The 13,003-nt window shown below is 45.2% G+C and carries 12 protein-coding genes; 6 read left to right on the top strand and 6 right to left on the bottom strand.

What is annotated here, in order from left to right:
• Positions 1-26 precede the first annotated feature (26 nt).
• Together AELLOGFF_RS10640 and AELLOGFF_RS10635 are read right to left on the bottom strand one after the other, a co-directional pair.
• Positions 27-1,265: a cytochrome P450 gene (locus AELLOGFF_RS10640; RefSeq protein ID WP_159268725.1), complete on the bottom strand. Its 1,239-nt coding sequence runs from the start codon at positions 1,263-1,265 to the stop codon at positions 27-29.
• An 88-nt stretch (positions 1,266-1,353) separates the two neighbouring features.
• Positions 1,354-2,364, bottom strand: a complete 1,011-nt coding sequence (locus AELLOGFF_RS10635) for a cysteine synthase A (protein ID WP_159268724.1) — start codon at positions 2,362-2,364, stop codon at positions 1,354-1,356.
• A gap of 405 nt (positions 2,365-2,769) precedes the next feature.
• On the opposite strand from AELLOGFF_RS10635, the gene AELLOGFF_RS10630 reads away from it, so the two are divergent.
• Both AELLOGFF_RS10630 and AELLOGFF_RS10625 read left to right on the top strand, forming a co-directional pair.
• Positions 2,770-3,333, top strand: a complete 564-nt coding sequence (locus tag AELLOGFF_RS10630) for a sigma-70 family RNA polymerase sigma factor (RefSeq protein WP_159268723.1) — start codon at positions 2,770-2,772, stop codon at positions 3,331-3,333.
• Positions 3,330-4,004, top strand: a complete 675-nt coding sequence (locus tag AELLOGFF_RS10625) for a ChrR family anti-sigma-E factor (RefSeq protein WP_159268722.1) — start codon at positions 3,330-3,332, stop codon at positions 4,002-4,004. The genes AELLOGFF_RS10630 and AELLOGFF_RS10625 overlap by 4 nt, the downstream gene beginning before the upstream one ends.
• A gap of 67 nt (positions 4,005-4,071) precedes the next feature.
• On the opposite strand, the gene AELLOGFF_RS10620 is transcribed toward AELLOGFF_RS10625, so the two are convergent.
• The 4 genes from AELLOGFF_RS10620 to AELLOGFF_RS10605 all read right to left on the bottom strand — a co-directional run bounded on the left by AELLOGFF_RS10620 (position 4,072) and on the right by AELLOGFF_RS10605 (position 8,855).
• Entirely contained in the window at positions 4,072-6,612 is a 2,541-nt protein-coding gene (locus AELLOGFF_RS10620) for a TonB-dependent receptor (RefSeq protein ID WP_159268721.1), read from the bottom strand.
• Positions 6,613-7,210: 598 nt separating this feature from the next.
• Positions 7,211-8,101, bottom strand: a complete 891-nt coding sequence (locus AELLOGFF_RS10615) for a diguanylate cyclase (RefSeq protein ID WP_159268720.1) — start codon at positions 8,099-8,101, stop codon at positions 7,211-7,213.
• Between the two features lie 7 nt (positions 8,102-8,108).
• Positions 8,109-8,459: an Hpt domain-containing protein gene (locus tag AELLOGFF_RS10610; RefSeq protein WP_159268719.1), complete on the bottom strand. Its 351-nt coding sequence runs from the start codon at positions 8,457-8,459 to the stop codon at positions 8,109-8,111.
• A gap of 237 nt (positions 8,460-8,696) precedes the next feature.
• Positions 8,697-8,855, bottom strand: coding sequence for a hypothetical protein (locus AELLOGFF_RS10605; RefSeq protein WP_159268718.1), 159 nt, complete (start codon positions 8,853-8,855; stop codon positions 8,697-8,699).
• 216 nt (positions 8,856-9,071) lie between these two features.
• Here AELLOGFF_RS10605 and AELLOGFF_RS10600 point away from each other — a divergent pair, with 216 nt between their 5' ends.
• The 4 genes from AELLOGFF_RS10600 to AELLOGFF_RS10585 all read left to right on the top strand — a co-directional run bounded on the left by AELLOGFF_RS10600 (position 9,072) and on the right by AELLOGFF_RS10585 (position 12,969).
• A complete protein-coding gene (locus AELLOGFF_RS10600) occupies positions 9,072-9,851 on the top strand; it encodes a sulfite exporter TauE/SafE family protein (protein WP_159268717.1) in 780 nt (259 codons plus the stop codon).
• A gap of 151 nt (positions 9,852-10,002) precedes the next feature.
• Positions 10,003-10,377 (top strand): response regulator, encoded by a 375-nt coding sequence (locus AELLOGFF_RS10595; protein ID WP_159268716.1) that lies wholly within the window; start codon positions 10,003-10,005, stop codon positions 10,375-10,377.
• A gap of 1 nt (position 10,378) precedes the next feature.
• Entirely contained in the window at positions 10,379-12,448 is a 2,070-nt protein-coding gene (locus AELLOGFF_RS10590; protein WP_200842641.1) for a chemotaxis protein CheA, read from the top strand.
• A 17-nt stretch (positions 12,449-12,465) separates the two neighbouring features.
• Complete coding sequence (locus tag AELLOGFF_RS10585; RefSeq protein ID WP_159268715.1) at positions 12,466-12,969, top strand: chemotaxis protein CheW; 504 nt, start codon at positions 12,466-12,468, stop codon at positions 12,967-12,969.
• Positions 12,970-13,003: the final 34 nt, after the last annotated feature.

The raw sequence follows: 13,003 nt of genomic DNA, 5'->3' as shown, positions 1-13,003 counted from the left end.
TTGAGTATAAAATGAAATTACGTTGCTTAGGTATTTATGTCGAAACTAATCGGCATATTTTTGATGCCATTAACAAAATAAGAGCGGATATAGGATATTTCACCCTGCAAGCGTGGATTTCTTAATCGTGGGATGATTTCTTCAAACATGACTTGGAGTTCGAGTCTTGCCAAGTGTGAGCCAATGCAAAAATGTTGGCCAATACCAAATGAACGGATTTGCTGACTGAGCTTTGGCATTCTTTCGCTGCGTCTAACATCGAATGCCATGGCATCGTCACCGAATACGTCCTCGGAATGATTCACCGCATGATAATGGAGAATGACTTTGTCACCGGGACAAAGTTGTTGGCCACCCAGCTCGATATCTTCGGTGGCGGTTCTACGCATTTGAATAAATGCAGTGTTGTAGCGCAGGATTTCATCAATAGCGGGGGCAATTTTACTGGGGTTTTGAACCAAGTAGTCAAGCTGGTCTGGGTGCTCCATCAGTAGGCGCATGCCATGGGAAATGACGGTTCGTGTAGATTCATTCCCGCCGACCAGAATAAGGATAAACATCCATGCAAAATCTTCTTCTGATATTGCTTCACCGTCGACATCGCCGTCAAGCAGGGCGCCGGTGATGTTGTTCATTGGTGTTTTGCGATGTTGAGCTGCCAGCGTGAGGGCGTAATTAATACATTCGCCGGCGGCAATTTGGCCGTCTTCGATACTGGTGCTCATGTCGGGGTCGTCAGCGAACATCATGGTGTTGGTCCAATCGAAGAACTGCTTGCGATCGGCAAGGGGGACGCCGAGTAATTCTAAGATGGCAACCAGAGGTAATTCAGCGGCAACTTCTTCGACAAACTCACATTCACCGCGTTTAACAACTTTGTCGAGTATTTCTTTAGCATGGGCGCGAAAGGCTGGCTCGTAAGAGTTAACTCGTTTTGGGGTGAAGGCCTCACGAACAATCCGGCGGACTTTTTGGTGTCTAGGCGGATCCATATTGATAATGGTGTGGGAGTGAATAAAGTCGACTTCATCCTGGGGCATTTCCATGGGAAACGCGGTTCGTTTTGCCGAGGAGAATAACGCGGGATTTTTACTCACAAAGTCTAATTCTTGCTGGCCGACTACAGCCCAATAGGGAACGCCAGTGATGGGGTCATCCATTTTAACAACCGGCCCTTGTTGGCGCATATTCTTGAGTGCTTGGTAGGGCATCCCCTGGGCGTAGGTGTCGGGGTTTAATAAGTTGCTAAAAGGGCATTGGGACATAGCTAGATTAACTCAATGGCGGTGGCTTGTTATTTACGTCAACAAAACTGCGGTGGGCAGTTTTGTTGAAATACGGTTTGTTTAAAGCTTAATTCCGCATCCAATCCGGAGCGGGTAGACCCATGTTCTCTAAAAAGACGGGGTTAAATAATTTGCTTTTGTAGCGGTCGCCATAGTCACAGAGAATCGTCACAATGGTGTGGCCGGGGCCGAGTTTCTTAGCCAGTTGCACGGCGCCAGCAATATTAATTGCCGACGAGCCACCAAGGCATAACCCTTCGTTGCGTAACATGTCGAAAATATAGGGGAGGGCGTCCTTATCATTTATCGCAAAGGCCTCGTCTACAGCGGCAAGCCGAAGGTTGTCGGTCACTAAGCTGATGCCGATTCCCTCCGCAATAGAGCGACCTTCACCACGTAATTCACCGTTGGTAAAGTAATTGTAAAGTGATGATCCCATGGGGTCGGCAATGCCAATTGTGATGTCAGGTTTGTGGCTCTTTAGCGCACGACTGACACCAGCAAGGGTGCCGCCAGTACCGACAGCGCAAATAAAGCCGTCGATATTACCGCCGGTTTGCTCCCAGATTTCTTGTCCGGTGCTTGATTCGTGTATGGCGCAGTTTGCGGTATTATCAAATTGACGAGCCCATATTGCACCATGAGGCTCAGATTCATTTAACTCCTCAGCTAGACGCCTTGCGGTATGAATGTAATGGTTGGGATCATTGTAATTGGTGGCGTTAACCAACCTGAGGTCGGCGCCATAGAGGTCTAATAATTCAATCTTCTCACGGCTTTGACTATGAGGCATAACCACCACACTTTTATAGCCTAGCGCGTTGGCGATAAGAGTTAAGCCTATGCCGGTATTACCTGCGGTACCTTCAACAATGGTTCCCCCTGGTTTTAGCGTGCCTTTTTTCTCAGCGTCACGAATAATACCCAAGGCGGTACGGTCTTTGACAGAGCCACCGGGATTAAGAAACTCGGCCTTACCGAGAATGTTGCAGCCAGTGAGCTCAGATACTTGCTTGAGGTGAAGTAGTGGGGTGTTGCCAATAAGGTCGGGCATTGATTTGGTGCTAGGCAAAAGCATGTTTCTCTCCGTATTTTTCAGTCTTAATGGTATAGCTGAGAGGCGGCAGCGGCAATGCTAATTATTGTTCTTGGCTGTGCTAGTCTGTCTTATCGTTATGGTAGATGCTTATTGGTGTGTCTGGTCAAGTATAGAAGCTTGCCCGAATAAGGAGTGGTTTAAGGACTTATTTAGACCACAAATTTGTATTCAGCTGTGCTGGGTACGGTATTTTTAGTGGCGTGTACCGCGTATCTTATGCCTTTGGAGAATGTTCTGGTTTTTTATTGGGCTTATTGATTGTTGGTGGGGTATTTTGAGATTGCCTTGATTGTGGCAATGTCGTGGTCATAAAAGTGAAACTGGATGAGCTAAAATCTAAACGACTGGATTTAGCGTATAGGATTTGAATTAAGGGGTTTTTTAATGGCAGGAAATGCCGCTGAGCCTGAGCGCAATGGTGAATTTTGGGCTGATTGTGTGGCTCGTATTACAGAGAGTCGCGATAAAGACAGTTTTATGTTGTTATTCGATCACTTTTCCCCTCGCGTTAATGCGTATTTATTGGGGCAGGGTGCGGCTGCTTCCATGGCTGAAGACCTTACTCAGGAAGCGCTATTGGCGTTGTGGAACAAAGCACATCTTTATCATCGCGAGAAAGCGGCAGTCAGTACATGGTTATTTCGTGTGGCAAGAAATCTGTGGATCGACAAATTACGTAAGCAGCGTGGTATTGCTTATGAATCAGATGAAAATTTAGCTGAGACTGCTGATTCTGAGGTAAGGCTTAATGCTGACGGCGAACGACTCAAAGCCGTGTTAGACACCTTGCCGGTTAATCAAGCACAGGTTGTCTATAAATCCTATTACGAGGGCAAGAGTCACAGTGAGATTGCCGAAGAGTTAAGTATGCCATTGGGCAGTGTAAAATCGAGTTTGAGGCTGGCGATTAGAGCATTTCGCCAGCATTTTGGAGAAAATGACGTATGAGCGGCATAGAGCACCACCCCAATGAAGAAACGTTACTGAGCTATTCAGCCGGATCCTTACCTGCTGCTTTGGCATTAGTGGTGGGGAGCCATTTAGAGTTCTGCGCTGAATGCCGTGCAAAAGTGCGTGAAGGTGAAAGTTTGGGTGGCGAATTAATGTCGGCCATGGCTCCCCAGGCACTGTCAGAGCGGGCTCGTTTAAATGTTTTACAGCAGCTAGAAGTGCAGTCAGCGCCCATCGCAACGCAGGCTGTTGGTCGTGTTGAAGTGGTGGGCGACAACTCTCAAGGTCAAATGCCAAGCTTATTACGGAAAATGCTCAATGAGAGCGATTTTGATAAATTGCCTTGGAAAAAGACAATTGCACCGGGTTTAAAGCAGGTTGTTATAGATTGTGGTGAGGGAAATGCTCGCTTATTAAGGATAGCGGCGGGGCAGCGAATGCCGGTTCATAGCCATAGGCGCAGTGAGTTAACAATGATCCTTAGCGGCGGTTATAGCGATAAACTAGGGCAATTCAATGCAGGTGATGTGGCAGATTTGGACGGCAGCGTTGAGCACCAACCTATCGCAGATGATGATATGGACTGTATTTGTTTAGCTGGAATGGATGCCCCCTTAGTGTTTAAAGGATGGTTGGCAAAATTGGTACAGCCCTTTGTAGGGATGTAAGTTAGCTATTTTAATGGTAGATGTAAAAAAGGCAGCCTGGAGCTGCCTTTTTTACATTGATATGCAGTTAGTATTGGTAGATTACATCGAGACCATAACTAATTGGTGTACCCCAGATTACGCTTCGATCGCTGTGGGGAATATTATCAATAGCTGTAATTTCATACTCCTCATCAGTTAAGTTTTTACCCCATAGCCCAAGATAGAGCGTACCGTAGTTGCTTAACTGGATCTCGCTAAAGCTGATGCGACCATTAAATAGACCGTATTCTCCTATGTAGACGTTTTTGGCGTTTGCATCTCTAACGCCGCCCCGCCGCTTATCCATGTAGTTATAGCTGAGGTTGATGGCAAGTTGTCCCCAGTCGTATTGACCAACTGTGTAATCTGCCGATGCAGTATAGGATTGCTGAGGGGCAGAGTAGAAGCCAAAGGTATCGGTGAGATCATTGCCAAACTCATCAAATGCCTTGGTCACTTCGGTGTCCAGGTATGCGTAATTCAGCATAAACATCAGGTTTTCAGTGGCAAGGAAAGTGATATCGGTTTCAAAGCCTTGCATTTCTGCTTCACCGGCATTGGTGACCTTGGTGTCTGCGACTGTGCCGCCAAGAATAAAGTTGAGCTGGATGTCAGTGTATTCACTAAAGAACACATTCGCGTTTACACGCAGACGACGATCCATCAATTCGCTTTTAATACCGGCTTCTAATGAGGCAACGTGTTCTTCGTCAAAACCATCGGCAAAACCGAAGCCATATACATTCCCATCTGGCGCAGCCACAGCCGTGTCGTCACCCTTACCGGCGGTGCCTTCGGCGTATCCAGTACTACCACGCTGGGGATCGCGAGTATTAAAGCCGCCAGATTTGTAGGCTTGAACATATTTACCGTAAACATTGATGTCGTCGGTGATATCGAATTCAGCAATAAAGCTGAAGGAGAGGTCATCGAAATCCTTTTGGCCAAGTATATTGTCAAAGCTACGGTCACCGGGTAGTAAGAATCCAGCTTGAGCGAGTACTGGTGATAAGGCGCTTAGATCTTCTGTGTCGATAGCTAGGTTAAGTGTGCGTGATTCAATATAGGTTTTGTCTGTTTGGTTTTTGAGGGCTTCTCGTGAGTCATCTGAGTAACGGGCGCCAAAGGTTAAGTGCATGCGTTTGTCAAACAGGTTTGGGGTCCATGTGAATTGGCCAAACACTGCTTTTGCTTCGTTTTTAATGTCATAACGCTGTGACAACATGTTAACCATGTGCAAATCGCCTGCGCCGACGAGTACGCCGACAAGAATTTCCCCTAGTACAGGGATGGGAATAATGTCATTGCTGAGTTTGGCGCTGAACTGATGGTGTAACGGTGAATTATCTTCGGTTGCCTCTTCTTCGAAGTAATAGGCACCTAATATATAGTCTAAGCTGTCGTTAAACAGTGAACCACTTAGTTGGAACTCATGTGAGAATTGCTCTTGGCTGATGACAGGAATCACCAGAGGTAAGCAGTCTGAGCCGGTTTGTGCTGTTACGGCTGGGCCACAATATTCATGGGAATCGACCCGATAGTCTTCAGACCCCGCTCCGCCACCCAAATCTGCATACGAAGCATCTCGTAATTCTCTGTATGCACCAATGTATTTAAATTGCATATTGTCGAAGTCTTTTGTCAATATAAATGAATGACCTTCTATATCGGTGGTGGATTCTTCGAAGTTTCTTGATGTCGCCATACTGTCAAAGCGATCGGCGCTATGAATTGATTCGCTAACCGCAAATTCGCGTATTGGTTCAGCCTGTCCCTTATTTTGAATTGCAGGATTAATGGACTGATACATGGTGTTGTAATATTCAAAACCGGAATTGTCGTAGGCGTAATCCAGCGTCATGCTGTCACTTATATCCCAGCGTAAATCGATGCGATAACCGTTTACCTCTTTGTCACCAAAGTCTCCGCCTGGTCCCGTGTTATCAATAAAACCATCGGACTGGGTAGTGAGATAGGCGACCTTTGCAGCCAGAGTATCGCCCAGAGGAATATTTGCTGACGTTTTGGAGGTAAATAAACCACGATTACCGACTGTGAATTTTTGTTTTAACTCGAAGGCGTCAGTGGTGGGGCGTTTGGTTACGAGATTAATTGCGCCACCTGTTGTATTTCGGCCATATAACGTTCCCTGAGGACCGCGTAATACTTCTATTCTTTGTAGCTCTGCGACGTCGAGCGCGGTGCCTGTTGATCGGGCAATATAAACGCCATCAACATAAATACCTACAGGTGGATCCTGTGTGACTTGAACATCGGCAATACCGATACCCCTGATGAAAATCCGCAATGTAGCATTGTTGATGGGAAAAGGTTCTATTGTGAGACTAGGTACTTTAGAACCAATGTCGCCGAGGCTGCTTATACCATCTATCTCTAGACGCTCTTCACCGAAAGCGGTGAGTGAAATAGGGGTGTCTTGCAGTGATTCCGCTTTTTTCTGAGCCGTGACGATCACTTCTTCCAGTGCGTATCCAGATTTCTTTACTGTGTCCTGCGAGTAAACGGGGTTGCTCATACAGACGGTTAGTGCACATAGGCTAGATGCAATTGGCGTTATTTTTTTCACTAAAGCGCTCCGTGTCGGGTCGTTATTGTTATGTGTTCTTGTTATTAGTTAAAGCATATTAACCATTAAATAACAACGTAGGCATAATCCGCTTGAAGTATGTTTTATCGTATATCCGGCACTGGGAATACCTTCCTGACCCGCAGATTTATTAACTTTCGTTAATATTGATGTTTTGCGTTTATATTATTAGTTGAATTTGAGCATTATTGCTAATTATTAAAGGTGGGTTTTGTTTATTGTCAATATTCTGCTTTAATTTTCTTCGTGGTGGGTGAGGAGGTTAAGCAATATCACACTTATTTGCGCTGGTGATTTGGTCATGTTTTGTTGGAATTGCGGAGTAGGTTTTTGGTTAAAACTGGCCACCAAAATCATTGNCGTTTAATTCGCTAAAGCGATTTAAACCATTGTGCAGTGACATCATTCTAGGGAGCGGTATGAGGCGTTTTTTTAGCTGTGTGTACTTGCGTAAACACGTGATAGAGCAAATGCCTTACAAACCCTGAAGAAGCAACGCTGATACGTATAATTCTTTATTTTACTAATTGTCTGGGTTTTATGGTGCTAATGACAAACCGGCTCAAGGTTTGGGGTTTCACTCTGCACTTACGATGCGATTCCGGCCTGACTGTTTGGCGTTATAAAGCGCTTTGTCGGCACGCTCGAAAAAGGCGCTTTGATTAGCATCTTGCCGACGATCGAATTGAGCAAGGCCAATACTTACGGTTAAGTCGATTTTGACATCATCACTGATCCTAGTTGGCTGAAATTGGATGGCTGAGCGAATACGTTCGGCTACACCCCAGGCTTCATTTTGGTCAGTGGCGGGCAGTAATACGACGAACTCTTCTCCGCCATAGCGGCCTACTTGATCGTATTCGCGAAGGTTGGTGTTCAAGATATTAACAATATGCTTGAGTGCCATATCTCCACCAGCATGACCATAAGTGTCGTTGACCTTTTTAAAGTGGTCGATATCCAAAATCATGAGTGAAAATGTTGTTTGTTTTCGGGTGGATTCTGCGATTGAATTTGCAAACAGCTCATCAATCATCCGCCTATTCCAGCATTGAGTGAGTGCGTCGCGTGATGCAAGCTGGTTAAGCGTTTGTTCCAAGCGTACGATTCGGCTACCGGCAGCCGTACGCACTTTTAAAACGCGATGATCAAAGGGCTTGTTAAGAAAATCATCGGCACCAGCCTCCATAGCTTCTACGATGGCTTCGTTGCCTTCTTTTCCCGTAAGCATCAGGATATAAAAAAACTGGCCGTCATCTCGCTTGCGTATTGATTTGCACAGCTCCGGTCCACTCATGCCGGGCATGGACCAGTCTATTATAAGTAAATGAGGGGCGGTTTCTGCTTCTAACTTTTGCAGGGCCTGATCACCATTTTCCGCCACAATGGGTACAAAGCCCCATTCTTCAAGGGCCGTACAGAGTGCGAGGCGAGTAATCGCGTCATCATCAACAATTAGCACATCCATATAATATCTATATACCGGCCATTTCTTTTAGTTCAGCGCTCAAGATATCAAGCTTTGATTTTGTGTGGTCCCACTCGTCAAACCATTTATCTAGAGGCACGATGGGTGGCTTATTGTCTCTTGCTATCATCTCTATATAGGAGAACTCTTGATAATAGTCACTTGTTACAAAGTTGCCAAGCCCGCTTTTTAAGCGATGAACCGCATTCGCTAGTTCATCTCGGTTAGCTGCTTGGTAAGCATGTTCGATGTTAAGAATCATATCCGGAAGCTCATTTAAAAATAGTTGTGAGACAGTCGAAATGAGTTTCTGGTTGTTCTTTGTCATACTTCGCATACGATTGCGATCAATTATCATTATGTTCCTGTGCGTTGTGGTCAGTCACTCAATATTCACGATTGGTGTCGCTGATATTCTTCCTAGTAAAGGCCGTGACGCTGATACATAAAGTAGGTAGTTTAACCGCGTAAAGGAAGAAAAATGCGGTAGTGGTGTGTTGCTCAACTTTATGAGTGACTTCCAGAGGGTAAAATAGTTTGCAAAGCTACACAAGCTACTTATTCCCTCTGCGATAATTGTGTATTTCCAACCTCACTAGGCGCTTAAGGCGGTTGCACTTAGTAGTAATGCCACTACGAGCGCGATAGCAGGAAGAACCCCCATGCTAATTTGAGCTGCAGCGCCAGATGCGACAAATAAAACAATATTGGCTGCGACTGGTATACCGATGTTGATGGCTTTTGAATTTGTCATGGTGTTCCCCTTTTTTAAACAAAGAGACTGCATACAACGGTGTTAAGTAATTTGACTATGAGTAATAGTATAGTTCCGATCTGATTAGTTACGATTCGAAAATATACTTATTAATAAGTGTAAAATGCATATACAGGTTTATGGTTTTGCAAGGGCTTGAGATGGTTGCAAGCAAAGATGTTTTTAAACGGTTTATAGCGGTTGGAGCAAAGCGTAATGGACGTAAATGCAATATATTCAGTAAGTCCATGGTTTGCGGTACTGCTAATTGCGGTAGGAATCGTTGCCGGAGTGATTAATACACTGGCGGGTGGCGGCTCAAATCTAACGCTTCCGGCATTAATGTTGATGGGCTTGCCTGCAGATGTCGCAAATGCGACCAACCGAGTGGGTGTGTTAATGCAGTCTGTTGCGGCGGCAAAAGACTTTGACAAGCATGGTCAGTTAGCTCGGCATGATCTTTTAGGTATATTAAAGCCAACATTACTAGGGTCGCTGGTAGGGGCTGTAATAGCGGCTTTTGCACCTAGTGATTGGCTGAAACCCGCTTTATTAATAGCAATGGTATCTATGGCCTTGATCATATTGATTCGGCCAAACATAGTAGCGCCGCCACTGGGTACGAAAGCATTGTCCGTCTCAGAGAGTCCCAAGGCCTGGGGTATGCTTTTCGTGGCCGGTATTTATGGTGGTTTTGTGCAGGCTGGAGTGGGCTTTATTCTTATTGCGGCTTTAGCGGGTGGATTGCGTTACGACCTCGTCAAAACTAATGCTATTAAATTGGTATGTGCTGCGGCATTAACGTTGACGGCCTTGGCTGTGTTCGTGTGGCAGGGCTTGGTTGCTTGGCTTCCTGGATTAATACTGGCAGTGGGCACTGTTATTGGCGCTAAGATCGGGGTTAGGGTTGCTTTAAATATAAGCCCACAAGGTTTAAAGTGGTTTTTGTTTATAATGACTGTCGCCGCGAGTGCAGCGGCATTATTTAAAACTTAACACTATCGTCAGTACAATTACGAATACCTCCTTGTACATCAAATTAGTCTACTGTGATCATAATCTTTGTCTGTATTTTTCGTCATTTAAAGGTGACTGATGCAGGTGATTGCAACTTAAGCCCAGCTCAATAAGAGGGTGCGACTAATTTATGGCCAATATACTAGCCGTCGACGATTCTCCATCCATGCGCCAATTGGTCTCCATGACATTACGTAGGGCAGGACATGAAGTTCATTCACTGGAAGATGGAACGGATGCCTTGTCGTTCGCCAAAAACCAAGGGGTGGATGTTGTATTGACTGACGTTCATATGCCAAATATGGATGGCATTACTTTAACGTCAGAATTACGGAGGTTGCCCTCTTACCGCTTCACCCCGATTTTGATGTTAACAACAGAATCTTCATCCGATATGAAAATGCGCGGTAAAGAAGCTGGTGCAACGGGATGGATAGTAAAGCCATTTGATGCCGAGGCACTGTTGCGCATACTTGATCGCGTACTTGAGCCAAAAGGGATCTGATATGGCTATCGATCTCGATATGGCTGAAATTCATGCAATTTTCTTTGAAGAAAGTGCAGAGGGCGTTGATGTTATGGAGTCAGGTTTATTAAATCTGACGCCGGATAATATAGATGTTGAGACAATAAATAATATATTTCGCGCTGCTCACTCAATGAAAGGGGGCGCCGCGACATTTGGTTTCTTAGAAATTTCAAATTTTACCCACGGTGTAGAAACACTGTTAGATGAAATGCGCGGAGGTCAGCGAGAAGCGAGTGAAGACGTTATAGAGGTTTTACTTGCCTCCGTAGATTGTATTCGGGATATGTTAGATGCAAGTCAGCATCAGCGGGAAGCTAACAAAGAGATTATTGATTCAGTGCAAGTAAGAATCGATGCACTGCTGGATAAAAAAACCACAACAGGTAGTGGTGAAGTAAGCACTGAGCCGGACCAAACGGTTTCAGAGGCATCCGCTGAGTCGGGTTGGAAAATACGCTACGCACCAGAAACGACAATATTTAAAACCGGTAATGAACCTAAGCGATTGTTTCGAGAGCTGGCGGCGATGGGGGAGATCTCATTGGTATCGTCTTTAAGTCAGGATGCCAATTTTGAATTAATGGACCCCGAAGCATGTTATGCCAGCTGGGAGATTGAACTCCGGGGTAATATCGAAAAAGCGGCTGTGCTTGATGTGTTTGAGTGGGTGAGTAATCAAAGCGAGATTAGCATAGAGCCCTTGTTAGAACTGGCAACGGCAGAACAGCACGCTCCCAAAACGATTCCAGCTTCGTCACCTATAATTGCCGAATCAGCAGAAAAACCAGCAACATCCAAGCCGGCGGCGACCCATGCGCCTGCAAAAGATAGCGGATCGATTCGAGTTAGTATTGATAAAATCGATATGCTGCTAAACCTTGTTGGTGAGTTAGTTATTACTCAATCAATGCTCGCCAGATTTGGTGATAAGGAAAGTACAGATCCTGAAACACAGGGTTTACGTGATGGTTTGCTTGTTCTTGAACGGCATACTCGTGAGCTGCAAGAGAGCGCCATGCAAATTCGCATGCTACCCATCGGTGCCAGTTTTAGTCGTTTCAAGCGTTTAGTGCGAGATATGAGTACCAAACTCGGCAAAAAAGTTGAGTTAAAACTATCGGGTGAAAATACAGAATTAGATAAGACTGTATTAGAAAAAATGAGTGACCCCCTAGTGCATTTGGTTAGGAATTCGCTAGATCACGGTATTGAAATGCCGGCAGACCGTCTAAAGGCCGGTAAGCCAGAGGTGGGGGTTTTACATTTGAGCGCTTACCATGAGGGGGGCAATATTGTCATTAAGGTGAGTGACGATGGCGCTGGTTTGAATCGTGAAAAAATTCTAGCCAAAGCCATTGAGCGGGGCATTGTTGCCGCTTCAGACTCACTCAGCGATGAGCAAATTAATAATCTTATTTTTCAGCCCGGGTTTTCGACTGCAGACAAAGTCAGTGACTTATCTGGTCGCGGTGTGGGCATGGATGTGGTTAGGCGAAATATTATGGATTTGGGCGGGAGAATAGATCTTCAGTCTACGCTTGGAAAAGGTTCTACTTTAAAAATCAGGTTGCCGTTAACCCTCGCGATACTAGATGGTCAATTGGTGCGCGTGGGCAGTCATGTCTATATTTTCTCGCTACTTTCTATTGTTGAGACGGTTTTAGTCTCGAAAGGTCAGATTTCAACACTTGCTGGTAAAGGTAATGTTTATCGTTTACGGGATGATTACATCCCCGTGACAAGATTGAGTGATGCTTTCAATACAGCCTCAAATTCAATGCTGAATCATGCAGAAGGAAAGAATGGTGATTTATTGGTGGTAGTGGAAAGCGACGGCAAAAAATTAGGGCTATTTGTTGACGAACTATTGGAGCAGCAACAGGTGGTTGTAAAAAGCTTGGAAGAAAATTATTTACCTGTTAGCGGCCTTGCCGGAGCAACCATCTTGGGTGACGGTAATGTTGCCTTGATTATTGATGTTCCCGGACTAGTGCACAGTATTGATGTATCTCCGGTCGAAAAAACACTTGAGATCAGTGCAGCATAGATATCAGAGGATAAAGTATGAGTGTAGAGAGTTTAGAATTATCACCGTCGGATATGCTTCACGCGGATACCAATCAGTACTTGACGTTTATGTTGAATGGCGAGGAGTACGGTGTAGAAATATTGCGGGTACAGGGTATTCAGGGTTGGGATACAGTGACACCTATTCCAAGTTCGCCGAATTATGTTTTGGGGGTGATGAATTTAAGGGGGGCGATTGTCCCTATTATCGACCTACGTAAACGATTTGATATGGAGTCGATAGAGTTTGGTCCAACCACCGTCATTATTGTGGTTAGGGTTGAAAATGGCGATAAAGAAAGAACCATTGGCATGGTGGTTGACGCGGTTTCTGAAGTATATCGGGTAGATGAGCAAGCTGTACAAGCGATGCCTGATTTTGGTGGTGCGGTACGCGCTGATTTTATAAAGGGCCTCTCTACGGTTGACGACAAAATGTTAATACTGCTCGATATTGATAAGCTACTTTCGATTAAAGAAGTAATGTCCACCGCTGCTTAAGCATTATTGCATCAACGTGAGCGCGCGGGATAAA

This window comes from Zhongshania aliphaticivorans (genome assembly GCF_902705875.1).
GTDB classification, from domain to species: domain Bacteria; phylum Pseudomonadota; class Gammaproteobacteria; order Pseudomonadales; family Spongiibacteraceae; genus Spongiibacter; species Spongiibacter aliphaticivorans_A.
This window is presented reverse-complemented; position numbering and strand designations above follow the sequence as displayed.